Source organism: Pedobacter sp. GQ55, from assembly GCF_059758925.1.
This window is the reverse complement of the sequence record NZ_JCAXEI010000002.1, coordinates 917,063-942,128: the sequence shown is the minus strand read 5'-3', so window position 1 is coordinate 942,128 and position 25,066 is coordinate 917,063. Positions and strand designations below refer to the sequence as shown.

Annotated in this window: 22 protein-coding genes; 10 read left to right on the top strand and 12 right to left on the bottom strand. The window is 38.1% G+C overall.

The window, feature by feature from the left end; genetic code table 11:
• Nucleotides 1-7: 7 nt before the first annotated feature.
• Together AC6CH7_RS08745 and gpmI are read right to left on the bottom strand one after the other, a co-directional pair.
• A complete protein-coding gene (locus AC6CH7_RS08745; RefSeq protein WP_498262315.1) occupies nt 8-538 on the bottom strand; it encodes a hypothetical protein in 531 nt (176 codons plus the stop codon).
• A complete protein-coding gene (gene gpmI, locus AC6CH7_RS08740) occupies nt 539-2,059 on the bottom strand; it encodes a 2,3-bisphosphoglycerate-independent phosphoglycerate mutase (RefSeq protein ID WP_498262314.1) in 1,521 nt (506 codons plus the stop codon). It abuts the gene before it with no gap.
• 213 nt (nt 2,060-2,272) lie between these two features.
• On the opposite strand from gpmI, the gene AC6CH7_RS08735 reads away from it, so the two are divergent.
• The 4 genes from AC6CH7_RS08735 to AC6CH7_RS08720 are packed head-to-tail and all read left to right on the top strand — an operon-like array spanning nt 2,273 to nt 5,035.
• Nucleotides 2,273-2,665 carry a DUF4783 domain-containing protein gene (locus AC6CH7_RS08735; protein WP_294871173.1) on the top strand — a complete coding sequence of 131 codons (393 nt, stop codon included), beginning with the start codon at nt 2,273-2,275 and terminating at the stop codon, nt 2,663-2,665.
• 35 nt (nt 2,666-2,700) lie between these two features.
• A complete protein-coding gene (gene nadC / locus AC6CH7_RS08730; protein ID WP_498262313.1) occupies nt 2,701-3,543 on the top strand; it encodes a carboxylating nicotinate-nucleotide diphosphorylase in 843 nt (280 codons plus the stop codon).
• Nucleotides 3,544-3,546: 3 nt separating this feature from the next.
• Nucleotides 3,547-4,197, top strand: a complete 651-nt coding sequence (gene plsY / locus AC6CH7_RS08725) for a glycerol-3-phosphate 1-O-acyltransferase PlsY (RefSeq protein ID WP_498262312.1) — start codon at nt 3,547-3,549, stop codon at nt 4,195-4,197.
• A 10-nt stretch (nt 4,198-4,207) separates the two neighbouring features.
• Nucleotides 4,208-5,035, top strand: a complete 828-nt coding sequence (locus AC6CH7_RS08720; RefSeq protein ID WP_048907116.1) for a M48 family metallopeptidase — start codon at nt 4,208-4,210, stop codon at nt 5,033-5,035.
• A gap of 154 nt (nt 5,036-5,189) precedes the next feature.
• On the opposite strand, the gene AC6CH7_RS08715 is transcribed toward AC6CH7_RS08720, so the two are convergent.
• The 4 genes from AC6CH7_RS08715 to AC6CH7_RS08700 all read right to left on the bottom strand — a co-directional run bounded on the left by AC6CH7_RS08715 (nt 5,190) and on the right by AC6CH7_RS08700 (nt 10,619).
• Nucleotides 5,190-6,452 (bottom strand): anthranilate synthase component I family protein, encoded by a 1,263-nt coding sequence (locus AC6CH7_RS08715; protein WP_498262311.1) that lies wholly within the window; start codon nt 6,450-6,452, stop codon nt 5,190-5,192.
• Between the two features lie 89 nt (nt 6,453-6,541).
• Nucleotides 6,542-7,819, bottom strand: coding sequence for an adenylosuccinate synthase (locus AC6CH7_RS08710; RefSeq protein WP_172659417.1), 1,278 nt, complete (start codon nt 7,817-7,819; stop codon nt 6,542-6,544).
• Between the two features lie 37 nt (nt 7,820-7,856).
• Complete coding sequence (locus AC6CH7_RS08705) at nt 7,857-8,348, bottom strand: Fur family transcriptional regulator (RefSeq protein WP_048907113.1); 492 nt, start codon at nt 8,346-8,348, stop codon at nt 7,857-7,859.
• Between the two features lie 63 nt (nt 8,349-8,411).
• Nucleotides 8,412-10,619, bottom strand: a complete 2,208-nt coding sequence (locus tag AC6CH7_RS08700; protein ID WP_498262310.1) for a RelA/SpoT family protein — start codon at nt 10,617-10,619, stop codon at nt 8,412-8,414.
• Between the two features lie 315 nt (nt 10,620-10,934).
• Here AC6CH7_RS08700 and AC6CH7_RS08695 point away from each other — a divergent pair, with 315 nt between their 5' ends.
• The 4 genes from AC6CH7_RS08695 to AC6CH7_RS08680 all read left to right on the top strand — a co-directional run bounded on the left by AC6CH7_RS08695 (nt 10,935) and on the right by AC6CH7_RS08680 (nt 14,208).
• Nucleotides 10,935-11,552 carry a DUF4294 domain-containing protein gene (locus tag AC6CH7_RS08695; protein WP_498262309.1) on the top strand — a complete coding sequence of 206 codons (618 nt, stop codon included), beginning with the start codon at nt 10,935-10,937 and terminating at the stop codon, nt 11,550-11,552.
• A 5-nt stretch (nt 11,553-11,557) separates the two neighbouring features.
• Nucleotides 11,558-12,034: a glutathione peroxidase gene (locus AC6CH7_RS08690; RefSeq protein ID WP_048907111.1), complete on the top strand. Its 477-nt coding sequence runs from the start codon at nt 11,558-11,560 to the stop codon at nt 12,032-12,034.
• 27 nt (nt 12,035-12,061) lie between these two features.
• Nucleotides 12,062-12,778, top strand: a complete 717-nt coding sequence (bshB1, locus tag AC6CH7_RS08685; RefSeq protein ID WP_498262308.1) for a bacillithiol biosynthesis deacetylase BshB1 — start codon at nt 12,062-12,064, stop codon at nt 12,776-12,778.
• 68 nt (nt 12,779-12,846) lie between these two features.
• Nucleotides 12,847-14,208 (top strand): acyl-CoA dehydrogenase family protein, encoded by a 1,362-nt coding sequence (locus AC6CH7_RS08680; protein ID WP_498262307.1) that lies wholly within the window; start codon nt 12,847-12,849, stop codon nt 14,206-14,208.
• Here the strand turns inward: AC6CH7_RS08680 and AC6CH7_RS08675 are convergent, their stop codons facing one another.
• The 3 genes from AC6CH7_RS08675 to AC6CH7_RS08665 form a co-directional block, all read right to left on the bottom strand.
• A complete protein-coding gene (locus AC6CH7_RS08675) occupies nt 14,209-14,613 on the bottom strand; it encodes a hypothetical protein (protein WP_498262306.1) in 405 nt (134 codons plus the stop codon). It lies immediately after the preceding gene.
• Entirely contained in the window at nt 14,613-15,944 is a 1,332-nt protein-coding gene (gene lat, locus AC6CH7_RS08670) for an L-lysine 6-transaminase (protein WP_498262305.1), read from the bottom strand. Before lat ends, AC6CH7_RS08675 begins: the two co-directional genes overlap by 1 nt.
• Before the next feature lie 147 nt (nt 15,945-16,091).
• Nucleotides 16,092-16,967: a 1-aminocyclopropane-1-carboxylate deaminase/D-cysteine desulfhydrase gene (locus AC6CH7_RS08665; protein ID WP_498262304.1), complete on the bottom strand. Its 876-nt coding sequence runs from the start codon at nt 16,965-16,967 to the stop codon at nt 16,092-16,094.
• Nucleotides 16,968-17,266: 299 nt separating this feature from the next.
• Between AC6CH7_RS08665 and AC6CH7_RS08660 the strand changes: the two genes are divergently transcribed.
• Both AC6CH7_RS08660 and AC6CH7_RS08655 read left to right on the top strand, forming a co-directional pair.
• The gene (locus AC6CH7_RS08660; RefSeq protein WP_498262303.1) at nt 17,267-18,298 is read left to right on the top strand and encodes an RluA family pseudouridine synthase; all 1,032 of its coding nucleotides are present in this window, start codon (nt 17,267-17,269) and stop codon (nt 18,296-18,298) included.
• A complete protein-coding gene (locus tag AC6CH7_RS08655; protein WP_294871140.1) occupies nt 18,299-19,138 on the top strand; it encodes an aminotransferase class IV in 840 nt (279 codons plus the stop codon). It begins immediately after the preceding gene.
• Between the two features lie 106 nt (nt 19,139-19,244).
• On the opposite strand, the gene AC6CH7_RS08650 is transcribed toward AC6CH7_RS08655, so the two are convergent.
• From AC6CH7_RS08650 to AC6CH7_RS08640, 3 genes are all read right to left on the bottom strand, one after another.
• Nucleotides 19,245-20,567, bottom strand: coding sequence for a sulfatase-like hydrolase/transferase (locus tag AC6CH7_RS08650; protein WP_498262302.1), 1,323 nt, complete (start codon nt 20,565-20,567; stop codon nt 19,245-19,247).
• A 136-nt stretch (nt 20,568-20,703) separates the two neighbouring features.
• A complete protein-coding gene (locus AC6CH7_RS08645) occupies nt 20,704-23,877 on the bottom strand; it encodes an efflux RND transporter permease subunit (protein WP_498262301.1) in 3,174 nt (1,057 codons plus the stop codon).
• 19 nt (nt 23,878-23,896) lie between these two features.
• Nucleotides 23,897-25,063, bottom strand: coding sequence for an efflux RND transporter periplasmic adaptor subunit (locus tag AC6CH7_RS08640; RefSeq protein WP_498262300.1), 1,167 nt, complete (start codon nt 25,061-25,063; stop codon nt 23,897-23,899).
• Nucleotides 25,064-25,066: the final 3 nt, after the last annotated feature.

Sequence of the window (25,066 nt, the reverse complement as noted above, 5' to 3'; positions counted from 1 at the left end):
TCTTTTTTTATTGGAAAGAACCAGTAATTGTATATGTTTTTTTGGATAGTAATTTAATGTTTTGCATTTTCTTTACCTGGTATAGGCTGTCTGCATAGTAGGTCAAGGTATCAATAGACGTGTACAGTGAATTTGTATTCTTTATTAGTACTTTAAGACCAAACACCTCGTTATTTTTGTAAATTACTACAAGTTCTTTAACCGGAACCTTCTCGTTATTTGACGAGTAAAGCTCCTGATTCTTTGATTTTTTAAGCTCGAATAAACCTTTCCATGAAGCCCTATTCATGTCAGCATCTGAAAAAAGAGCTAGTTCTTTTTTCCAGTCAGGGATTTTAATGTGCTTACTTTCTATAGCCCCATTTATACTTACTGTTTTGCTTATTAAGGGATTGTTTTTGTTTAACCTTGCAGTTTCTTTTTCAAAATAGCCCTTTACATCAAAATAGGTTAAATCAGTTTTCTGTTTTTTATCAGCCGAATTATTACAGCTGATAAAAAACAAAAGAATGAAAAATAATAGAATTGTGTTCTTCATTTATACTAAACTGTTACCAGTCATAATTTCCGGCTTTTGAATACCCATTATTTGTAAAACAGTAGGGGCAATATCTCCTAGTTTGCCATCAGCAACAGTTTTGAAATCTTTATCGATTAAAATACAAGGAACAAGGTTAGTCGTATGGGCAGTGTTAACAGAACCATCGCCATTTATCATATACTCTGAATTGCCATGGTCTGCCAATATAATAAACGAATAACCATTTTCAATTCCTTTATTTACTACAATTTCAGCACAGCTATCAGCAGTTTCAACAGCTTTAACGACAGCATCAAATACTCCTGTATGGCCCACCATGTCAGGATTTGCAAAATTTAAACAAACAAAATCCGGCCAGCCAGTTTCTAATTCTTTACAAATAGCTTCGGTAATTCCCGCAGCACTCATTTCTGGCTGCAAATCATAGGTTGCTACTTTTGGTGAAGGAATAAGTATTCTTTTTTCATTTTCGAACTCTTGCTCTCTACCACCTGAAAAGAAGAAAGTTACGTGAGGATATTTTTCTGTTTCTGCAATTCGGATCTGGTTCTTATGATTTTTTTCAAGTACCTCTCCAAGGGTCTGAGAAAGATCGTCTTTAGTGAATACAACTTTCACGTTATTAAAGCTTTCATCATAAGTTGTCATTGTCACATAATACAATGGCAATTTATGCATTCCAAAATCCGGATAATCAGCCTGGCTTAATACAGAAGTTATCTCTCTTCCTCTATCTGTTCTGTAATTGAAACAGATAACAACATCATCAGGTTGTATAGTTGCAACAGGTGAACCATCTGTTTTTGTAATTACAACAGGCTTAATAAACTCGTCAGTAATACCGTCCTTGTAAGATTGCTCTATCGCGAAACTAGGGTTACTGGTAGCTTCGCCAACTCCTTTTATAAGCAGATCATAGGCTAATTTAACTCTTTCCCATCTTGAATCTCTATCCATAGCATAGTAGCGACCAATTAAGCTGGCTATTTTAGCTGAAGAAGTTTCTAAATGGTGATTAAGGTCCTTTATAAACTTAAGTCCTGAGTTTGGATCAGTATCTCTTCCATCTAAAAAAGCATGTACAAATACATCTTTAAGTCCTTGTTCGTCGGCTGCATCACATAATGCCTTTAGATGGTTGATATGAGCATGAACACCTCCATCCGAAACAAGGCCTATAAAGTGAACTTGTTTATTATTGTTTTTAGCATAATTAAAAGCATCTAGTAAAACCTCATTCTGATGCAAAGTTCTATCGCTTATTGCTTTATTGATTCGTCCGAGTTCCTGATATACTACTCGTCCGGCACCTAAGTTCATATGGCCAACTTCCGAGTTTCCCATTTGTCCTGTCGGTAAACCAACAGCTTCCCCGGAAGCCTCAAGCTTTGAGTTGGGGTATTTTTTTAATAAGGAATCAAAGAATGGAGTGTTAGCAGCATAAGCGGCATCAGATTTGTCTTTTTTTCCGTAACCCCAGCCATCAAGGATAAGTAATACTAGTTTTTTATTATTCATTATTGTCTACTTTTCGTTTATTAACAAAGATAAGTCTATTGTGTCTTTTTTTTGAACCTAATTAAAATTCATATTAACATTTGTGTGTTTTTACAAGAACATGTCAATATAATTATATAGTACCACATACTGAGTGGTTTGTGTTATAAGTCGTTTCTATGCTATTAATGGCATAGTTTATGTGCAAGAATGATCATTAGCTATTTAGAGATTATGAAGCCCTTACTTTCATTACTTGTTTTTTTTATTCACTTTTCCTCTTTTGGTGCTATTCAAAGCGATATTATTGATGGCTTATCAATAAATTTTAAAGCCGGAAATTCAAAAGAAATAGCCGCACATTTTTCTCCTTCTGTCGATTTAATTATAATAGATGAGGAAGATGTATATTCAAAAGCACAAGCTGAACAAATATTAAGAAGTTTTTTTACTAAATATATTCCTGTAAAATCATCCGTAATTCATCGATTAAATACCAATCCCAATTACAGATACGGAGCCCTTTCTCTTGTTACAAAGAATGGAACTTTTAGAGTTTCCATTACAATGAAAAAGGCCGGCAATGCTTTTTTTATTACTGAATTAAGAATTGAGACTGAGAAATAGTTGTAAAATGCTATTTTTGGGTTTAAATTTAAGTTTTGGATAAGCTAACTATAGATCAATTTATAAAAAATGCAGTTGCAGAAGATTTGGGCGATGGAGATCATACCTCCCTATCAACCATTCCGGCAAATGCTCAGGGGAAAGCGAAATTGCTAATTAAAGAAGATGGTATAGTTGCCGGAGTAGAATTGGCGTTGCAAATCTTCAATCATATTGACCCTAGATTAACCATAGAAGTATTTATTAACGATGGAACTGCCGTGAAATATGGAGATATTGTTTTAACGGTATCGGGCAGTACGCATTCAATTTTGTTGGCCGAGCGCCTGGTTTTAAACTGCATGCAGCGTATGAGCGGCATTGCTACAAAAACCAATCATGTGGTTACCCTTCTAAGTAATTATAAAACTAAACTTTTAGATACAAGAAAAACCACTCCCGGATTAAGGTACCTTGAGAAATGGGCTGTAAGGATTGGTGGAGGCGTAAATCATCGTATTGGATTATATGATATGATTTTAATTAAAGATAATCATGTTGATTATGCCGGTGGTATTGCAAATGCAATTAATTCAGCAAATCAGTATCTAAAAGATAAAAACAAAACCCTTGATATTGAGATCGAGGTTAGGAATTTGTCCGAACTACAGGAGGTCTTAAAGAATGGTAATGTAAATAGGATAATGTTAGATAATTTTACATTTGCCGATCTTAAAGAAGCCGTTAAAATAATTAATGGTAAATACATTACGGAAGCCTCAGGAGGTATTACTGAAGAAAATGTTGCAGAATACGCTGCTTGTGGAGTGGATTTTATTTCCATGGGCGCATTAACGCATTCTGTTAAGAGTTTAGACATGAGTTTAAAAGCCTTTTAGGTTATGATTTCCATCTATTCTATTTCAGCAGTTATTTTAGCATATCTGTTCGGTTCTATACCAACGGCGGTTTGGCTTGGCCAGGCGTTTTATGGCGTAGACGTTCGTGAATATGGGAGTGGTAATGCAGGTGCAACCAATACATTCAGAGTACTAGGTAAAAAAGCTGGTATTGCTGTAATGACCATAGATATTGCAAAAGGTTACACCGCAACAAAACTTGCATACTTTATAGGTCTCTCTGTTACCGGCCCCCAAAATTCTTCCCAATTTATAAATTATGAGCTTGCCCTTGGTGTGACTGCCGTTATGGGCCATTTGTTCCCCATATTTGCCGGATTTAGAGGAGGAAAGGGAGTAGCAACTCTTTTTGGAATGATTTTGGCAGTTAATTTCACGGCAGCAATGTTTTGTGTTCTGGTTTTTGTAGTAGTATTATTGGCGACTAAATATGTTTCACTAAGTTCTATTTGTGCAGGGTTTACCTTTCCCTTGAGCATAGTGTTCATAATCCATTCATCAGTAAAGTCCGAGGTCTTATATGGTATGTGTGTTTGCATACTTATTTTGGTAACACATCAAAAGAACTTGGAGCGGCTACTCAAAGGCAAAGAATCTAAAGTGTATCTGTTTAAAAAAAAACAAATTAACTAAACTTAACCTAATGAAAAAGATATTGATAATCGGGGTAACAGCAATTGGCCTGGCGTTTTCCTCGTGCTCCACCGTTCCCTTAACTGGTAGAAGCAGATTAAATTTGGTGAGTGATGATCAGGTATTGCCTATGGCTTTTCAGGCATATTCACAGTTTCTTACCGAAAACAAAACAGCAGTATTATCTTCAACAAATGCCCAGGCACAACGTGTTAAACGGGTAGGGAACAGCCTTATATTATCTGTAAAAAGTTATATGAATAATAATGGTTATGCGGATTTGATTAAGGACTATAAGTGGGAAGTAAATGTTGTAGAAAATAAGGAGATGAATGCTTGGTGTATGCCTGGTGGTAAAATTGTAGTCTATACAGGATTATTACCCGTTACTCAGGATGATGCCGGTTTAGCTACTGTAATGGGACACGAGATTGCTCATGCTATTGCAGGACACTCGGCTGAGCGTATGTCGCAGCAAATGGTTTCACAAGGTTTAGGTGTGGCCGGTAATGTAGCATTATCAAAAAATGCAAAATCTCAATCTGTATTTAATACTCTATATGGAGTAGGAACACCTTTAGTGATGCTTAATTATTCGCGTAATCAGGAGCTGGAAGCGGATAGGTTAGGGCTTATTTTTATGGCAATGGCAGGATATAATCCTCAAAGTGCCACTTCTTTCTGGCAAAGGATGGCTGCGGCCTCCCAGGGTAGTCAGAAACCACCTGAATTTTTAAGCACTCACCCTAGTGATGCTACAAGGATAGCACAGATACAAAGAAGTATACCCGAAGCACAGAAATACTATAAATCTACAACCGGGAAACCAATAAAATAAGGGGGCATAAAGCGGTTGTCATCCTGAAATAATTGCCAATGACAGATTGTTTAAGGCACTCGCCCTCTCGACGATAGGAGATCTCTTGCCTGTATTATTCAAGAGGTTTCCCCCCTCTTTCGAGACGAAATGGAGATTACATCATTTTAATTGATTATGATACACTCTGTTCAAGAGTTTGCATTATGGCAGATGCTTTAAGCATACACTCTTCATATTCTGCAATAGCATTAGATGCGTATGTAATTGCCCCTCCAACCTGAAAGGAAAGATATTTTGATGATGATTGATACAAGATGCTTCTGATGATCACATTAAAATCAAAGTCTCCCTCTGGTGTTATATATCCAAATGTACCAGAATAAGCACCACGGCGGCTAAATTCATACCCTTCTATCAGTTCCATGGCTTTTATTTTCGGCGCCCCCGTCATTGAACCCATAGGGAAGGCATTTTTTATGGCATCAATAAAATGTATCCCGGGATCTAACTGGCAGGTAACTGTTGATATCATTTGATAAACCTGAGTGAAGCCATAAATTCCAAAAAGCTCTTCAACTATTACGCTTCCCTTTACCGCACTTTTGGTCAGATCATTTCTAACCAGATCCACAATCATTACATTTTCCGCCTGTTCTTTAGCATCATTCTGCAGATTGAGCTTTATAAGTTCATCTTCCTTTATGTTGCTGCTTCGTTTGGCAGTTCCTTTAATCGGCTGTGAGATCAGTTTATCTCCTCTTTTACAGAGAAACCTTTCGGGACTGGCGGATAATATATACTGATCTTTTATTTTAAAGAAACCTGAAAATGGAGTAGGAGATACCTTTTTTAATTTTGTATAGATATTTAATGGATTTATATGGGCGTGTTCAGCAAAAAATTCCTGACAAAAATTAACCTCATATATGTCACCTCTTATAATATGTTCTTGTAGCTTCTCAACTGTTTTGATATAAAGCTCCTTTGATAACTTACTTTGAATTTCAATACCAGAGTGGGTTTCCAAATCATCACTGCTATATTCCTCAATTTGATTTAACAGGGTTTGATCTCCAAGGATAACCTTTGTTTCTCCTTTAACCACTGCAATGAGGTATTTGGGAACAAAGAAAAACAAATCGGGAAAATTAAGACGATCAGGATTCCCTGAACTTAATTGTTCAACCTCGTTTTTGAGGTCGTAACTAAGTAGTCCGAACATCCAGTTTTTCTGGACTTCATAAAATTCTTTCAAGGAATCAAAAGCAACGCCGTATTTAAGATTAATCGACTCTTTAATGCCAACGGCCAATAGGAAGTCAAATTCTCCATAAGAATCAGGATAGCTGTTCGAGTCATAGCAACAACAAACATCAAATGTGTTGGCCCATTGCAACGCTTTTTCTTTAAACGAATCTAAATCCTGTACTTTCATTTTGTTTGCGCAAATGTATAGAATATCAGAATAGCATAAACGAAAAAAGGCGACAAATAGCCGCCTTTTTCAATTTTATTTCAGAGAAATTAATTCAAAATAAGTGTTTGTACTCTATCGGGTCCGACAGAAAGATATTTAACAGGAACTTCAAGTTCTTTTTCTAAGAAAGCGATGTATTCGCTAAGTTTAGCCGGTATCTCTTCAATCTTACTTACTTTAGTAACATCAGTTTTCCAGCCATCAATAGCTTTTAAAACGGGTGTAGGTTTTACTGTGATAATGTCATATGGCATATAATCAATAGTTTCGCCATTGTGCTCATAATGTGTGCAGGCATAAATGGTATCAAAACCATCTAATACGTCAGCCTTCATCATAATTAATTCAGTAACACCATTAAGCATAATTGCATATTTAAGTGCTGGAAGATCTATCCATCCACAACGACGGGCACGACCAGTTGTTGCGCCAAATTCATGACCAACCTGACGTAAAGTCTCTCCAACCTCGTCATCAAGCTCAGTAGGGAAAGGACCACCACCAACTCTTGTGCAATAAGCTTTGAAAATACCATAAACACTTCCAACTTTATTAGGAGCAATGCCTAAGCCAGTACAAGCGCCTGCAGTAGTAGTGTTAGAAGAAGTTACAAAAGGATAGGATCCAAAGTCAACGTCTAATAAAGTTCCTTGTGCACCTTCAGCAAGAACAGTTTTTCCTTCTTTTAAATATCCGTTAACAAAGTGCTCACTGTCAACATGAGGGATGTTTTTAATGAAGTCAATTGCCTCGAAGAAAGCAGCCTCTTTTTCAGTAAGGTCATACTCGAAATCATAATGAGAAAGTATCTCTTTATGTTTTTCAACCAATTTGTTATAACGCTCTTTAAAGTCAGGAAGAGTAGTATCACCAACTCTCAGTCCATTACGGCCTGTTTTATCCATATAAGTTGGGCCAATTCCTTTTAAAGTAGAACCGATTTTATCTTTACCCATTTTTTGCTCATTTGCTGCATCCAGCAATTGGTGAGTAGGCAAAATTAAATGTGCCTTACGTGCAATAACAAGTTTACCTTTTGCTACCGGATCATGACCGGCTTTCTGTAGGTTATCTAATTCTCTTTTTAAAATGATGGGGTCTATTACCACACCATTTCCGATTAGATTCATTGTTTTTTCGTTAAAAATACCTGATGGTATGGTATTCAAAACGAATTTTTTACCATCAAACTCTAAAGTATGTCCGGCGTTCGGACCGCCTTGGAAACGAGCTATCAAATCATATTGTGGACTTAGTACGTCAACAATTTTACCCTTGCCTTCGTCGCCCCATTGCAGGCCAAGAAGCACGTCTACTTGCGTCATTATTTAAATTTAAAAATGGAAATATAATAATTGAATTTTAACTTGCATGTTTAATAGCAGCATTCTGATTTTCCATTGATGCCTTAGCAGAGCAATCAAAACAAACGCCGTAAAGATTTAAAGAGTGATGCTTGATCTCGAACTTTAACAGTTCGCCAACCATACTCTGGATCTGATGAATACGCGGGTCGCAGAATTCTACAACTTTACCGCAATCAATACAGATGATGTGATCATGCTGATGATAACCGTATGATTTTTCAAACTGAGCCATGTTTTTGCCAAACTGATGTTTGGTAACCAAATCACATGAAACCAATAACTCTAAAGTATTGTATACTGTAGCCCTGCTAACGCGGTATTTTTGGTTTTTCATATGGATATAGAGGGTCTCTACATCGAAATGATCATCTCTTGAATAGATTTCTTCTAAGATGGCAAAACGCTCCGGTGTTTTTCTCAGGCTTTTATTTTCGAGATAGGCTTCGAAAATCTTTCTTACCAACTCGCTGTTGTGGTTTGTAGACATAGTTTTTAAACTCCTTTCAAAGGTACCATTTTTTATATAAAACTCTATGATTTTTTAGCAATTTTAGGCATCAAAGCGAGTAACTCCCGTTACACCTTTCACCCGAAGCAGATTTTCGATCAGGTTGTCTAAGTGCTCCTTATCATTTACAAAGATCATTATTGAACCATCAAAAATACCATTATCGGTATCTACAGTGATAGAACGCATGTTTACCTTAAAATCATTAGAGATAACTTTTGTAATATTGTTAATTAATCCCACATCATCTATTCCAATAATGTGTAAGCCCGTTAAAAATGTAAGCTCTTGTTGTTTATTCCATTTTGCTTTAACAACCCTATACCCATAGTTAGCCATTAATTGCGCTGCATTAGGGCAATTTGTACGATGGATTTTAATTCCCTCATTTACAGTTACAAATCCAAAAACATCATCTCCGGGTATTGGATTGCAACATGCAGCCAAAGTATAATCTATTTTTTGCAGGTCTTCGCCAATCAATAAAGTGTCAGATTCTGGACCTTTTACCTTGTTGAGCAGCGTTTCAATCTTTTGGTGATCATTTCTGTCGGCACCTCTATTTTCAATCTCTTTCTCGCTTGCCAGGTAATCTTTCAGGTCTTTTACTTCAACTTTTCCATTTGCAACAGCTATAAAAAGTTCCTGGGTTGATGGTAGCTTAAAAAAATAAGTAAGCTTATTTAAATTATCTGTATTGTAAGTGATTTTTAAAGATTTAAGCTTGCGTTCCAACGTTTCTTTACCTAAATCAGCTACCTTTCTTTTTTCCTCTTTTAAAGACGATTTGATTTTAGATTTAGCTTTTGCCGTTACTACAATGTTTAGCCAGTCTTCTTTTGGTGTTTGCTTGCTCGAAGTGATAATTTCTACCTGATCGCCATTCTGAAGCTTATACGAAAGCGGTACAAGCTTATGATTTACCTTAGCTCCAATACATTTTGCGCCTACGTCAGTATGTATTTCAAATGCAAAATCAAGTGCTGTTGCACCTAGCGGTAATTGCAACAAGGCGCCTTTAGGAGTAAAAATGAAAATCTCATCAGAGAATAGATTCATCTTAAAATCGTCCAGAAAATCCAAAGCATTAGCTTCCGGATTATTCAGCATCTCTCTAACCTTCATAATCCATTGATCCAGACCATTGTCATTAGAAGATTCCTTGTATTTCCAGTGTGCTGCAAATCCTTTTTCGGCAATTTCGTTCATTCGCTGTGTACGAATCTGTACTTCTACCCATTGACCTTTAGGCCCCATAACAGTAGTGTGCAACGATTCGTAGCCATTTCCTTTTGGAGAAGAAACCCAGTCGCGCAACCTGTCCGGATTAGGGCGATAAAGATCCGTTACAATAGAATATGCCTTCCAGCAATCTGCTTTTTCATGTTCAGGAGCGCTGTCTAATATAATTCTGATGGCAAAAAGATCATACACCTCTTCGAAAGGAATGTTTTTACTTTTCATTTTATTCCATATCGAATGGATAGACTTCGGTCTGCCATAAATATCTGCCGTTAAACCTTGTTCTGCCAGTATTTCATTTATAGGCTCAACAAATCTTTTAATAAATAAGGTTCGTTCAGCTTTTTTCTCATTTAATTGAGTTGCAATGTATTTATAAGTATCTGGTTCAAGATATTTCATTGAAAGGTCTTCCAGCTCGGACTTAATTGCGTATAAGCCCAACCGGTGTGCAAGAGGAGCATAGAGGTAAATAGTTTCAGAAGCAATTTTCAATTGTTTTTGCCTTGGCATAAAATCCATAGTCCGCATGTTATGCAGTCTGTCGGCCAGCTTAATTAAAATTACCCTTACATCGTCAGCCAGAGTAAGCAACATTTTTCTGAAATTCTCTGCCTGTAAGGAACTATTGTAATCAAATACGCCCGAGATTTTAGTTAGCCCGTCAATAATTTTTGCTGTTTTCTTTCCAAACTCACGTTCTATATCCTCAAGAGTAATGTCTGTATCTTCTACCACATCATGAAGCAATGCACATACAATGGAGGTCGTTCCAAGTCCAATTTCTTCTGCTGCAATCTGAGCCACTGCAATAGGGTGGTAAATATATGGCTCTCCAGATTTCCTACGCATGTTTTTGTGGCTTTCCAGAGCCATGTCAAATGCTTTTCTGATTTCCTTTTTATCCCCCCTTTGAAGTGTCGGCTTACAGGCGCGTAAAAGTGCCCTGTATCTTTTTAGGATCTCTTGCTTCTCTGCTTCTAAATCAATCACTAAAGCGTTTTTCATTCGTGTTTCCTTTTTTGGTTGTTATGAATTCTGCCAGCTACAGCCTCCATGTTCATTGCTTTACTATTAGTTTTTTGTAATTAACGGTTGAGCTGGTTTGCCCGGTTGATTACGCTCCCTTTTATCAATATAAGTTTTTTATAAAGATGTAACTAATATGAGCAATAATTCTTCCAAATTTAAGTTTGTCATTATTTGACTTGTATTGTATTATTTACGTAAAAAATATGGCTCTTTATCGTTAAAAGATTATATTAGAGTTGAAAATGAAAACTAAAATATAAATTAGCTTTACCTTTATAGGGGTATAAATTTATGAAATTTTATAGGTTATTTATTCTGTTAATTGTCATTATTAGTTGTGCCCGTGTTAAGGCGCAGGTGAGTGGCGTTACTATAAAGATGCCTGTACTTGGAAAAAATGATACCATCCGTGTTGCCGGAACTAATGATAACGGCGAAATGATACCGTGGATACCTTTACAGGAGGTTGTTATATATGGTGTCAGAATATTCAGATCCCCGGCCGAACGGGCTGCCTATAGCAGATTGAGGTATAATGTGATGAAGGTTATGCCTTACGCTCTTTATGCAAAACAACGATATGAGCAACTGGAAAAGGATTTGGCCCTAACGCAAGAAAAAAGAGAACAGAAAAAACTTGTTAAACAATGTGATAAAGAAATTAAAGACATGTTTAACAGAGAAATAAAAGAACTTACCATAACCCAGGGTCAAATACTTACCAAACTGATCGATCGTGAACTGGGCAGAACAACCTACGATATTGTGAAAGAAACTAAGGGAGGTTTTACCGCGTTCCTTTACCAATCTGTTGCAAGGGTAGTAGGACACAATTTGAAAAGTACATATAACCCGCAAGAAGAGAGAGATATCGAATCCATCATTATTTCTTCAGGGTTTTATCAATAGAACCTATGGCTGATAAATCCAAAAGTATACATCAATTTAAAGCAAAACTGATTAATGGCTCCGACAAAAATCTTTCTGATTATAAAGATAAAGTACTTCTGGTTGTAAATATTGCATCAGCATGCGGTTTTGCCCCTCAGCTAAAAGAATTACAAGACTTAAGAGATGAATATAATGCTCAGGGTTTCGAAGTACTGGGTTTTCCGTCGAACGATTTTGGCAGGCAGGAACCTCTGGATGGAAAAGAAATAGATACCTTTTGCGAAGTTAACTATGGCGTTAAGTTCCCTGTGTTCGATAAAATAATGGTTCGTGGAAGCCATGCGCATCCGCTTTTCAAATTCCTGACCCAAAAATCAACTCCGAGATGGAATTTTCACAAGTATTTAATCAATAGAGATGGTGAGGTAGTAGACTATTTTTTCCCATTTACCACACCACTGTCATCCAAAGTAAAAAAGAAAATACAGAAATTGCTTTAAAGCAATCTTTTATAAATTACACACATCATGAAGTTAGATATATTGGTGCTTGCCGTTCATCCAGACGATGCAGAATTGGGATGTTCAGGAACTATAGCCAAACACATTGCCCTGGGTAAAAAAGTAGGGATAGTCGATTTTACCAGAGGAGAACTCGGCACACGAGGTACAGCAGAAACACGTGATCAAGAAGCTGCTGATTCGGCCAAAATACTTGGTATCCAAGCACGTGAAAATCTAAGGTTTAAAGATGGTTTCTTTAAGAATGATGAAGAACATCAGCGTGAGGTTGTCAAAATGATCCGCAAGTATCAGCCAGAGATTATATTAACCAATGCATTGCACGATAGGCATCCTGATCATGGCAGGGCCGGAGATCTTGCTAATGATGCCTGTTTCCTGTCAGGACTACCAAAGATAACTACTGAGCTTAACGGAGTGCAGCAACAAGCATGGCGACCACGATTACAATTCCAATACATTCAGGATCGTTATATAAAACCAGATATCATTATAGATATTACTCCATATATTGAAACTAAGTTAGCTTCCATAAAAGCATTTAAAACTCAATTCTTCAACCCCGAATTGGATGGGCCAGATACCTATATTTCCTCTCCGGATTTTTTTGAAAGTGTAATTGGCCGGGCGCGTGAGTTTGGTAAATCAATTGGAACAACCTATGCCGAAGGCTTTACCTGTCGTAAACTTTTAGGGGTGAACAACCTTTTCGACCTTACCTAATCAGCATATTTTATTGCCATATTCCAACAAAAAGAGTTAATTTCTGTTTTATATGTAAACAGTTTAATATGGCCAATATATTTTCTTCTCTAAAGAACGCATACACCCTTTTTAAAAGTGTAGATTTTAAGAAACTTGATGAGCTTTCTAAAAAGGTAGACTTACCTAAAATTGTAGATTCGGTAGCTAATCTCGATGAAACCCAATTGCAGGGCCTCATGAAGATGATCGGAACACCTCATAAAAAAAGAGAGTTACCCCCAATTGAAGGCGATTTTTACCATCTGGGCGATGAAGCTTTAAAAGATGAAGATAGAACTCTTCAGTTAAAAGTAAGAGCATTTCTGGAAAAGGAAGTAAAGCCGATAGTTAATAAACACTGGCTTAAAGCCGAATTTCCTTTTGAGCTTATTCCTAAAATTGCAGAACTAAATATTTGTGGTTTGACCTATCAAGGTTACGGATGTCCCAACAAATCAAACCTTATGGAAGGTATGCTTGCAATGGAAATGGCCAGAGTAGATACTTCTATGTCTACCTTTTTTGGTGTACAGAGCGGTTTGGCCATGGGATCGATATATCTTTTAGGATCCGATGCGCAAAAGGAGCAATGGTTACCAGATATGCAACAGATGAAAATAATTGGAGCATTTGGATTAACTGAGCCAGAAGTGGGTTCTGGTGTTGCGGGTGGGTTAACCACGACGGCTAAGCGACAAGGCAGTAAATGGATATTAAATGGCCAAAAAAAATGGATAGGAAATTCCACCTTTTCAGATGTTACTATAATATGGGCAAGAGATGTAGAAGATAACGAGGTAAAAGGTTTTCTGGTTAGAAAAGGAACAAAAGGATTTGCAGTTGAGAAGATGCAGGATAAGATGGCATTAAGAATTGTTCAAAACGGGCTTATAACGCTTACCAATTGCGAAGTTGACGAAGAAGACCGTTTACAAAATGCCAATTCATTTAAAGACACCGCAAAGGTGTTAAAGATGACCAGGGCGGGAGTGGCATGGCAAGCCGTGGGTTGTGCTAGGGGCGCTTATGAAAGTGCGCTTGCATACACCAGAACCAGAAAGCAATTTGGTAAGCCTATTGCATCTTACCAACTGATACAAAACCACCTTGTGGAAATGCTCTCTAATCTCACTGCCATGCAAACACTCTGTTTCCGGTTGTCGCAGTTACAGGATCAGAACCTCCTTACAGATGAACACGCATCATTAGCCAAAGTTTTCTGTTCAATGCGCACACGCGATGTGGTAAGCAGAGCACGTGAAGTTATGGGGGGTAACGGTATTTTACTGGAATACGATGTAGCCCGCTTCGTAGCCGATGCGGAAGCTATTTATTCTTACGAAGGAACCAAAGAGATCAATACCCTTATTGTGGGGCGCGCTATAACCGGTTTTTCAGCTTTTGTGTAATTACTTAAAAGGAGCCTTTTCGATACTTGTATTGCCCATTGCAGTTTTTTCATAAAGGGCAATACAATATTTATTAAAATTGGTGTCGAAATTTACTTTACCTGCATATAACTTGTCTGGCACCGGTGTGCCCTCCAAAAAGTAATAAACTTTAGTATTTCCTCCTTTATGATGAGGTTTAAAGTTTCCGTAGGTTATCATTTCATTCCAAACCGAGTCTTTTACGGTAACAGCAAATACATACTGTATAGGGCCTGTATTGTTGTCGTTCCTATAGTGTGCAATTTCCTTAAATTCCCCTTTTAGTCCATCTATTCCGGGTTGGGTAAACGTACCTTTTAACATCCACCCAACTAAAACCAAAACAATAACACCCAGCAGGATGTTGAAATATTTTCTCTGCATTATAAAGCTGGTAGAATGGTTTCCATGATAGCTAAACCTTCGTCAATATGTTTTCTCTCCATACATAACGCAGGTCTGAATCTGATGGTCTGATTTCCACAGCCTAAAAACATTACATTATGCTGCATTCCTTTTTTTATAAACTCATCGCGCATGCTTTTATTTGGAAAGTCGAACGCACAAAGTAAGCCCTTGCCTCGAACATTGGTTACTTTATCATGCCTTCCGGCAAGCGTTTGTAGTCCTTCTTTTAAATATTGGCCAACAACTGCAGCGTTATCACATAAGTTATCTTCATTAATAATTTGAAGGATCTGCGAGGAACGAACCATATCTACTAAATTGCCTCCCCAGGTAGAGTTAATTCTAGATGGTACTTTAAATACATTACCATCTATCTGATCAACTTTGTTACCTACCAAAATTCCACATACCTGCATCTTTTTGCCAAATGCAATAATATCCGGACGGGCTTTTTCGCTATAATGCTGATGGCACCAAAATTTACCTGTAAGGCCAACTCCAGTCTGCACCTCGTCGTAGATCAGAAATGCATCATTTTCATCTGCCAAAGCTTTTAACTGTATTAAAAATTCTTCGCGTAAATGATTATCTCCACCTTCAGATTGAATTGGCTCAACAATAATTGCACAGATATCGTCTTTATTATCGGCAAAGACTTGTTTTATCTGAGCAATGGATGTTTCTTCTGTTTCAACAGCCACCCTCAAATTTTCTCCATTCAATGGAAATTTTACTACCGGAACAGACACTCTTGGCCAATCGAATTTAGCAAACCATTTGGTTTTATCAGGAAGCGTATTGGTTAAACTTAAAGTATAACCAGTTCTGCCATGAAAAGCTTTTTCAAAATGAAGTACTTTAAAACCCCTTTCTTCTTTATATCCTTTGGCAAAATTCTTTTGAACCTTCCAATCCATAGCCACCTTAAGGGCATTTTCAACTGCGAGTCCACCTCCTGCAATAAAAAAAGCATGAGGTAAATATGAAGGGATACCAATTTTTGCAAAGGTGTCTACAAACTGAGCGTATTGTTGCGTGTATACATCTGAATTAGAAGGATTGGCTAGTGCCGCCTGCAGAAGGTTTTTCTTGAAAGCCTCATCGTTTATCATTTTAGGATGGTTGTAGCCCAAAGGAACAGACGCAAAACAAGTGAAAAAATCGAGCAGAGAACGCTTATATTTCGAATCATAAATATAAGCCCCCTGGCTTTTTTCCATATCGTATGTAAGGTCAAAACCATCTGCCAAAATGTGTTTGCTTAAAGTTTCATTTACCTGCTCTGGAGCTACAGTTAGTTGATACATAATTTCTATGTTTTGATATGTATCAAATGTAATAAAAACCCCAAAATTAACAAATGCGGGCACTATTTGAACCCTTAGAAGTAAAAACTAGGTTTAAACGATTTAAAGTATGTTTTTGAGATAGAATCTATTTCGGTCTAACAAGTGTTAATAAATAAACTTGTCTTTCATACCCCAGATTCCCAGTAAACCACCGGTATGGATGGCAATTATTTTGTCTTCTTTTTTAAAGTATTTATTGCTGATCAGATCATCAATAGCGAAGAACATTTTTGAGGTATATACTGGGTCAATAAGCATTCCCTCATCAGCAATAAAATTTTTAATATACTCAATCAAAGCAGGAGGGGTTTTGGCATATCCCCCAAAATGATAATCAGTATGCATAACCAGTTGCTCAATGTTTCCTGTATGCTTATAAATTTCATCCGCAATAAAATCACCGCCTTTTAAAACGGGGACTACATGAAGTTGCGTTTTTAACTTACGTTGATGAATGCCTTTTAACAGTCCTGCAGCAGTGGTTCCTGTTCCTGCGGCGCAAAACAGATGATCAATATCCTGAGGTAGTTCAGCAATAATCTCTGCGCAGCCTCTAACAGCTTCTGCACCGGCACCGCCCTCATCAACAAAATAAGCATCAGGATCCGTTCCAAAATGAGAATCAAATAATAAGGGTTTGTTTCTGTAACTGTCTCTGCCGGTAAAAATTAAATTCATACCAAACAGCTTGCAAAGCAATAGCATTTCATTGCTTACCACTTCGCCACGCACAAAAGCTGTACTTTTTAGACCAGCCCTGACACAAGCAGCTGCCGTTGCCACAAGGTGATTAGAAAAAGCTCCACCAAATGTAACTATGTGTGTTTTGTTGTTTTTCTGTACATCTTTTAAGATGTATTTTAGCTTACGCCATTTATTCCCAGAAATATAAGGATCAATTAAATCATCTCTTTTAACCAATACCTGGTTTCTTGTAGTGTGCTTTAATTGATGTATAGGGCTATAAATATCTGTAAACATTGTACAAATATAAATAGCCTTTTATTATGTAGTATTAATTAATGCTTGAAGTAGATTTTTTTAATCAAATAAGGAAAGAAGTTAAGAATTACTTTTATGTTCTCAGTAAAATTTTTCATAGTAAGATTATTTAGTCTGGATCATGCACTTCTCAAATAATAGGCCAATTTCTTTTCTAAATATGTTGTTGCTAAAGATTAGTTTTGCAAAACGAAATCGCTAAAACCCCGAAATATTAAAATTGAGGGATATTGCAGGAGCATTTAATGATTAATTAATAGAAATAAAACACAATTTTAATGGAAAACAACAATAGCGGGGTAGAATTAGAGGAGCAGGATCTGTATGAACATTTGAACATTGTTGTTGATAAAGGACAGTCTTTATTGCGCATTGATAAGTTTTTAATGTATAGGGTAGAAAATGCTTCCCGTAACCGCATTCAAAACGCAATAGACGCCGGAAACGTTCTGGTTAATCAAAAAACAGTAAAACCGAGCTATAAAGTAAAGCCGACAGATGAAATATCTGTTGTATTCCCACATCCTCCGAGAGACACAGAAGTTTACCCTGAAGATATTCCACTAGATATCGTTTATGAAGATGCTGATCTTTTGGTCGTAAATAAACCAGCAGGAATGGTAGTCCACCCTGGATATAATAACTATACAGGCACACTTGTAAATGCGCTTGCCTTTCATTTTGAGCAATTGCCACAATTACCGGGTAATGAAGGCCGGCCTGGTTTAGTGCACCGTATCGATAAAGATACCTCAGGCTTATTGCTGATTAGTAAGAACGAAATCACTATGACCAAACTTGCCAAGCAATTTTTTGATCATAGCATTACCCGTAAATATGTTGCCTTAGCCTGGGGCGATATAGAGCATGATGGTACTGTTACAGGTTATATCGGGCGTAGTGCTAAAAATAGAATAGTGATGGATGTTTACGATGATGAAGAAAAAGGTAAGTGGTCTGTAACACATTATACCGTTCTGGAACGTTTAGGATATGTAACACTAATTAGTTGTCAACTTGAAACGGGAAGAACACATCAAATCAGGGCACATATGCAGCATATAGGGCATCCATTATTTAATGATGCAAATTACGGAGGGGATAAAATATTGAAGGGAACTACCTTTAATAAATACAAACAGTTTGTACAAAACAGCTTTAATATTTTACCACGCCAGGCTTTACATGCACAAACTTTAGGTTTTATTCATCCAACTACTAAAAAGTATATGGAATTTGAAGCACCTTTGCCACCCGATTTCGATACAGCTTTAAATAAATGGAGAAACTATATCGTAGAGCCTCAATAAATGCAGCAAGAGTACATTTTACATAACGACGAATTTATATTAAAAAATCAACCTATTATAACTGCTGATAACCGCAGTTTCAGGTATGGTGATGGCCTTTTTGAATCTATGCGAATGTCTGGCGGAAAACTTAAGTTTGCCGAATTGCATGCCGATAGGTTAAGAGCTGGGATGAAGGCTCTTAAAATGGAAGGAGCAACCTTGTTCGATGAATATTTTCTGAAACAAAAAACCAATGAGCTTTGTAAAAAGAACAAACTTAAAGATAATGTAAGGTTCAGATTGTCTGTATACAGGGCAGGCGATGGGTTATATACGCCAAACAGTAACAAATCGGGATATGTATTGGAGGCATCTGCATTAACCGAAAGCACATACGAACTCAATAAAAAAGGATTAATTGTAGACGTATTTGATGAACTTACTAAGCCTGTTGATAAACTCTCTAATTATAAAACATGTAATTCTTTGGTTTATGTAATGGCTGGGTTGTATAAAAAGCAGTATAACCTGGACGAAGCTTTTATCTTGAATCAAAATGGATTTTTATGCGAAAGCATCAGTTCTAATATTTTTGTGGTTTACGATAAACAGATTTATACACCGGCTTTAACAGAAGGTTGTATTGCTGGGGTAATGAGAAATGTCGTAATGAATATTGCCAAAACCAACGAAATTCCCGTAATACAAGCACAAATAAACCCCGAAGTGTTAAAAGAAGCTGAAGAAGTGTTTATCACGAATGCTTTAGGTGGCATCCGCTGGGTAATGGGATATGGTCGTAAACGCTATTTTAACGAAGTAACTAAGTTGCTTAGCGACAAACTAAATGCACTTTAATTATATACTTAGTTGACAAGGCATTCCTAGGGCCTTGTTAGGGTGTCATTAGGCCCTTTAGCCCCGGAAAGGTCCTGTCAAGGCTTATTCAATCCACGCTGAACTCCTACTTGTCGGGATAATTGTCTAGTATTTTTAATAGTTTTTTGGATTCCTGCGGATAATCATTATTTAAATTTAGCCGCTCTGAAGGGTCTTCTGCCAGATTGAATAATTCTATTCCGCTTTCTTTGGTTCTTCTAAGCTTCCAATCCCCCACGCGCGCTACTTCGGGAACACCATAATGGACGTAGTATACTGGTTGATGCTGGAAGGGTGCGTCTTTTTTAGTAAATAATGGAGCTACTGATTGCCCATCAATTTTAAGATCATCAGGTAGTTTAGTACCACTCCATTCGGCCAGGGTAGGTAATAAATCGACACTGCTAAAAAGTTGTTTCTGAACCTGTACTTGCGTGTGTCCTTTCCAGTATAAAATGAATGGAACCCTTGTGCCACCTTCATATGTGGTAGCTTTACTGCCGCGAAATACTCCGGCAAATCCAGCATGATTCTGTCGGGTTTTACCATCTCCAGACATCCTTTCAGGATAATTAGTCCAGGGGCCATTATCGCTCGTAAAAATAAAAATGGTGTTGTCGGCTAAGCCTTGTTGTTCCAATGTTTTCCAGATTTGGTTTAAACCCCTATCCATTTCGTTTATAACATAACCAAGTTCCCCCCCATGTGTTAAGTCGCTGTTCTTCTTCTGGGCAGCAAAATATACGGGCAAATGAGGCATGTTGTAGGCAAGATATAAAAAGAAAGGTTCTCCCTTTTTTTGTTTTTTAATGTACTTTATAGCTTCATTGTTGTACAATGATGTCAACGAGCTATCGGCAGGCTGATAAACTTCGGGCTTATAGTTTCGATACAATTTAATAGTGGTGTCAGTTTGCACATAAGGGCTGCGGTAATCGTGGCTATATAGCAATCCGTAATAATTATCAAAACCTTGTTCCATCGGTAGATTCGCTTTTTTATCGCCCAAATGCCATTTGCCAATCATATTGGTTTTATACCCACCTGTTTTTAAAATTTCGGCCATTGTAAGTTCTGAGGCAGGTAAACCCTGATTGGAACCAGGTCCTAAAGGCGCAGGAATATCGTATCTGGTAGGGTACCGACCGGTAAGAAAGGCCGCACGTGATGGCGAACAGGTTGGCGAGGCCAGTGCAAAATTGGTTGCCTTAACTCCTTTGGCAGCCATCTGATCTAAAAAAGGAGTTTCAATAACCGGATTACCATAGCAGCTTAAATCAGCATAGCCCATATCATCTGTTAATACAAATACAATATTGGGTTTTTGCTGGGCAGATATATTTTGAAACGGTGCAAGGGTAAAACTTGCGATACTAAACAAGGTTTTTAATAGTGTTGATTTTCGCATAATAAAACTAACTATATTGATGCTGATTAAACAGTTAGGTAATGTAATAAAATACATCCATTATCAAATACTTGTATGCAGAAAAAGCCAACCATATGGTCAGCTTTTTCCGTGTTTAAACCTTGCTCTTTACAGCTTAATCGGCATGTAAAGTATCTTTATGCTCTTCTGGTTTATAGGTAGCCTGTAATTCTGCAAGTTTCTTTTTACCATAAGCAAGCTTAGTAATTAGCACAAATAATACAGGAACAATAAATATGGCAAGGATGGTTGCCGAAAGCATACCGGCAGCAACTGTCCAGCCGATGGTCATCCTTGAAACAGCACCTGCACCATGAGAAATAATCAATGGAATAACCCCTAATATAAAGGCCAGGGATGTCATGATAATTGGGCGTAAACGAAGCTTCACTGCTTCAATTGTAGCTGCAATTAATTCCATACCCCAATCCACACGTTCTTTCGCAAATTCGACAATCAGGATCGCATTTTTTGCAGAAAGACCAATCAACGTAATCAAACCAACCTGTGCGTATATGTTATTGTCGAGTTTTGGCAAAAATGTAAGTGCCAGAATGGCTCCAAACAAACCAAGTGGCACAGCCAAAAGGATAGAGAAGGGAACCGACCAGCTTTCATATAGAGAAGCGAGTAAAAGGAACACGAAAACAATAATCAGTGCAAAGATTAATGTGGTACTATTACCTGCTTCTTTTTCTTCTAAACTCAAACCAGAGAAATTATAGGAATAATTTGCCGGTAAGGTTTGTGCTGCCACTTCCTCCATTGCAGTAAGAGCGTCGCCAGAACTAAAGCCTGGTTTTGCAGCTCCGGTTACCTCAATAGATCTGAATAAGTTAAAGTGGTTAATAATGGAAGCTTTCTCTACTATGTTGTAGCTTACTATAGAGCTTAAGGGTACAGAGGCACCTGCTGAATTTTTGACATACAGCCCATTCAGGTTCTCAATACCTTTTCTAAAATTAGTGTCTGCTTGGGTAACAACTCGGAAATTTCGTCCGTACTTGGTAAAGTCGTTTACGTAGCTACTTCCAAGATATGCAGAAATAGTGCTATAGACGGTGCCTATTGAAACACCCATTTTCTTAGCCTGGTCACGATCAACGTGAACCTGATAATTAGGAGTTCTGGCGTTAAATAGGGTGTAAGCCATCGCAATTTCTGGTCTCTGATTGGCGGCAGCAAGGAATTTTCCTACGTTGGCTTCAAATTGCTTTATGTCGCCGGTTTGTTTTTCCTGGATCTGCAAAGAGAAACCACCGCTAATACCCAATCCCGGAATGGGAGGCGGAGCAACAACTATTACACTACCATCTTTATCGCCTTTAAATTCCTGAGAAATGTTGGCAATGGTGGTAGCCACATCACCTGGTCTGTCGTCCCAGTCTTTTAACTGCACAAAGAATGTAGCAGCATTAGATTTGAATGATCTGTTGAGGATGTTGATACCTCCAATTGAAGTAACATTTTTTACCTCGGAATATTTTTTCAGTATGGTTTCTGTCACTCTTTTGATCAATGCATCTGTGCGTGCTGCAGAGGCTCCCTCGGGCAAAGTAACACCCATCAAAAATACTCCTGCATCCTCATTAGGAATAAATCCAGATGGCTTCTTTGCAAATAGCCCAATGGTTCCAACATAAAGACAAATCAGAATAATCACCATTAAAGGAGCCTTTTTTAAAGACCATTTTACACCGTTAGAGTATTTGCTGGTTACATTGGCAAACCAAATATTAAATTTAAAGAAGAACTTGTTTAATCCCCTTGAGTCTTTGTTCAGGTTCATTGGTGTAAGCAGCAATGAACATAATGCCGGTGTTAGCGATAAAGCGATAAATGCCGAGATCAATACCGAAACTGCAATGGTGATGGCAAATTGCTGATACAACTGACCAACCATGCCGGGTATAAATCCTACAGGAATAAATACAGCTGCAAGTATTAATGCTATGGCAATTACGGGAGCGGTAATGTCTTTCATCGCCCTGCGTGTTGCATCGGGTGCCGAAAGCCCGTCATGATCCATGTAATGCTGCACCGCTTCCACCACCACAATGGCATCATCCACCACAATACCGATGGCCAGTACGAAACCAAACATGGTAAGTACATTAATAGAAAATCCGAAAAGGGTAAAGAAGATAAATGTACCTATTATGGAAACGGGAATCGCTAGAATTGGGATCAGCGTTGCCCTCCAACTTTGAAGGAAGAAAAACACAACCAACGTTACCAGTATTAGTGCTTCTACAAGGGTGTGAACAACCTCGTTGATGGAAACCTTTACGATAGATACTGTTTCATAAGCCACTACATAATCCAGATCCTTAGGAAAAGATTTTTTTAGCTCCAGCATGGCTTTATCTATTCCATCGGCTGTTTGCACAGCATTGCCTCCTGGAGTTTGGTTGATGGCCATCATAGAGGACACTTTACCGTTTATCTTTGAATTGGTTGAATAGGCAAACTCACCAAGCTCTACTCTGGCCACATCTCTTAGATAAACTGCAGAACCATCGGCGCCCGATTTCACCACAATGTCTCTAAACTGTTCTTCAGTACTCAGGTCACCATCCAGGATTACTGAGAATTCGAAAGTTTGGTTGCTGTTTTGAGGAGGCCCACCTACCGTACCACCTGGGATTCTTGAGTTTTGTTCTGCAATTGCAGCCGAAACATCTGCAGGAGTTAAGTTCAGTCTTGCAAGTTTGTTGGCGTCAAGCCAGATCCTCATACTAAAAGGCTGACCAAATGCCTGCACATCTCCAACACCTTTAATCCTTAATAAAGCGTCTTTTACGTATAAGTTTACATAGTTCGAAATGAATTTCTGATCGTAAGTGCCATTAGGGGAGTAAAGTCCAAGCACCATCAAAATATCGTTGTTTGCTTTTTTAGTGGTCACTCCTAAACGTCTTACCGCTTCGGGTAAAGCTGGTTCTGCAATGCCTACCCTGTTTTGAACATCGAGGGCGGCAATGTCTATGTTTGTACCCACATCAAAAGTAACGGTTATAGCCGAACGGCCATCTGATGTACTGTTCGATGACATGTATTTCATGCCCGGAGTACCATTGATCTGGCTTTCTATTGGTGTAGTTACAGTTTGCTCTACAGTTTGTGCATCTGCACCTGTATAGGTGCCACTTACAGTAACCGTTGGGGGTGCTATATTGGGGTATTGACTGATCGGTAATGTGGTAATCACAATGGTACCAACCAGAACAATCAAAAGGGAAATCACAATCGCTGTGATGGGTCGCTTTATAAATACTTCTGATATCATATCTCTGAATTCTTTAAATCTATTTTTTAACTGCGCCTGCTGCTGGTTGTGCTCCCGGGGCCGCATCGGCCGGAGCGGTTGTAACTACAGCACCTGGGCGTACATTTTGTACACCATCTACCACAACTACTTCCCCTTGTTTTAGTCCGTTTTTTACCACTACACTTTTGTCAAACTGTTTACCCAGTTGAACGATGCGGGCTTCGGCTTTGCTGCTATCACCTACGACAAAGACATTAAATTCGCCCAGTTGCTCTATAACAGATTTGTATGGAATTACCAGTTGATGTTCTGATGCTTTATTTAAAGCTTTTAGATTTACAGTCATACCAGCAAAAAGTTTCCCTTCAGCGTTTGGATAACTGATCCTTACTTTGATGGTTCCTGTTTGAGGGTCAACCGCACGATCGATAGCAGTTATGTGACCTTGACCGGTATAAATACTGCCATCCTGCAATTGAATGTTGAAAAGAGAATCTTTAACTGCTGCAGCGTTCTTTTGTAAACGTACAAAACGAGGAATTTCGGCCTGGTTAACTGCAATGTCTACTGCTATAGGATTGTTGCTCGAAACCGTGTTTAATAAAGTTGTACCAGGTGTTGCCAAAGCTCCCAATTTAACCTGAGAGATGCCTATTGTTCCATTTAACGGCGATACGATGATCGAGCGTTGCAAGTCATTGGTGGCAGACGATAACTGTGCCTGTGCTGCGGCAACCTGCGATTCTGCATTTGCCAGATCGGTTAGTGCATAATCAACACGTTGTTTTGCTACTGCATCTTGCTCTGCAAGTCTGGTATAGCGATCGGCATCTTTTTTTGCTTTATCACGATTAGCCTTCGCTACCGCAAGATTTGCTTTAGCCGTGTTGTTTGCAGCAATATATTTTGTGCGGTCAATTTCATATAGCTTCTGACCCTTTGATACTTTCTGACCATCCTTTACGTAGATAGCGGTGATGTAACCGCCAACCTGTGGGCGTAGTTCAACTTCGTTTAAAGCAACCACTACCCCAGGATAAGAATCTGTAGTGATTACTTCCTGATCTGATACAGTGTAAGTGGTTACGGGTGTAGCGGGAGGAGGACCTTGCTGTTGTCCGGCGTTTTTATCGCCACCGCAAGAGGCTAATGTAACTGTTCCTAGTATTACGATGCCTAGTTTTATGTAGTTAGTAGTATTCATTTG

Bases quoted from the DNA above. Each gene is read 5' to 3' on its own strand.
- AC6CH7_RS08745 (WP_498262315.1), bottom strand. From the start codon at position 538: ATGAAGAACACAATTCTATTATTTTTCATTCTTTTGTTTTTTATCAGC.
- gpmI (WP_498262314.1), bottom strand. From the start codon at position 2,059: ATGAATAATAAAAAACTAGTATTACTTATCCTTGATGGCTGGGGTTAC.
- AC6CH7_RS08735 (WP_294871173.1), top strand. From the start codon at position 2,273: ATGAAGCCCTTACTTTCATTACTTGTTTTTTTTATTCACTTTTCCTCT.
- plsY (WP_498262312.1), top strand. From the start codon at position 3,547: ATGATTTCCATCTATTCTATTTCAGCAGTTATTTTAGCATATCTGTTC.
- AC6CH7_RS08720 (WP_048907116.1), top strand. From the start codon at position 4,208: ATGAAAAAGATATTGATAATCGGGGTAACAGCAATTGGCCTGGCGTTT.
- AC6CH7_RS08715 (WP_498262311.1), bottom strand. From the start codon at position 6,452: ATGAAAGTACAGGATTTAGATTCGTTTAAAGAAAAAGCGTTGCAATGG.
- AC6CH7_RS08710 (WP_172659417.1), bottom strand. From the start codon at position 7,819: ATGACGCAAGTAGACGTGCTTCTTGGCCTGCAATGGGGCGACGAAGGC.
- AC6CH7_RS08705 (WP_048907113.1), bottom strand. From the start codon at position 8,348: ATGTCTACAAACCACAACAGCGAGTTGGTAAGAAAGATTTTCGAAGCC.
- AC6CH7_RS08700 (WP_498262310.1), bottom strand. From the start codon at position 10,619: ATGAAAAACGCTTTAGTGATTGATTTAGAAGCAGAGAAGCAAGAGATC.
- AC6CH7_RS08695 (WP_498262309.1), top strand. From the start codon at position 10,935: ATGAAATTTTATAGGTTATTTATTCTGTTAATTGTCATTATTAGTTGT.
- AC6CH7_RS08690 (WP_048907111.1), top strand. From the start codon at position 11,558: ATGGCTGATAAATCCAAAAGTATACATCAATTTAAAGCAAAACTGATT.
- bshB1 (WP_498262308.1), top strand. From the start codon at position 12,062: ATGAAGTTAGATATATTGGTGCTTGCCGTTCATCCAGACGATGCAGAA.
- AC6CH7_RS08680 (WP_498262307.1), top strand. From the start codon at position 12,847: ATGGCCAATATATTTTCTTCTCTAAAGAACGCATACACCCTTTTTAAA.
- AC6CH7_RS08675 (WP_498262306.1), bottom strand. From the start codon at position 14,613: ATGCAGAGAAAATATTTCAACATCCTGCTGGGTGTTATTGTTTTGGTT.
- lat (WP_498262305.1), bottom strand. From the start codon at position 15,944: ATGTATCAACTAACTGTAGCTCCAGAGCAGGTAAATGAAACTTTAAGC.
- AC6CH7_RS08665 (WP_498262304.1), bottom strand. From the start codon at position 16,967: ATGTTTACAGATATTTATAGCCCTATACATCAATTAAAGCACACTACA.
- AC6CH7_RS08660 (WP_498262303.1), top strand. From the start codon at position 17,267: ATGGAAAACAACAATAGCGGGGTAGAATTAGAGGAGCAGGATCTGTAT.
- AC6CH7_RS08655 (WP_294871140.1), top strand. From the start codon at position 18,299: ATGCAGCAAGAGTACATTTTACATAACGACGAATTTATATTAAAAAAT.
- AC6CH7_RS08650 (WP_498262302.1), bottom strand. From the start codon at position 20,567: ATGCGAAAATCAACACTATTAAAAACCTTGTTTAGTATCGCAAGTTTT.
- AC6CH7_RS08645 (WP_498262301.1), bottom strand. From the start codon at position 23,877: ATGATATCAGAAGTATTTATAAAGCGACCCATCACAGCGATTGTGATT.
- AC6CH7_RS08640 (WP_498262300.1), bottom strand. From the start codon at position 25,063: ATGAATACTACTAACTACATAAAACTAGGCATCGTAATACTAGGAACA.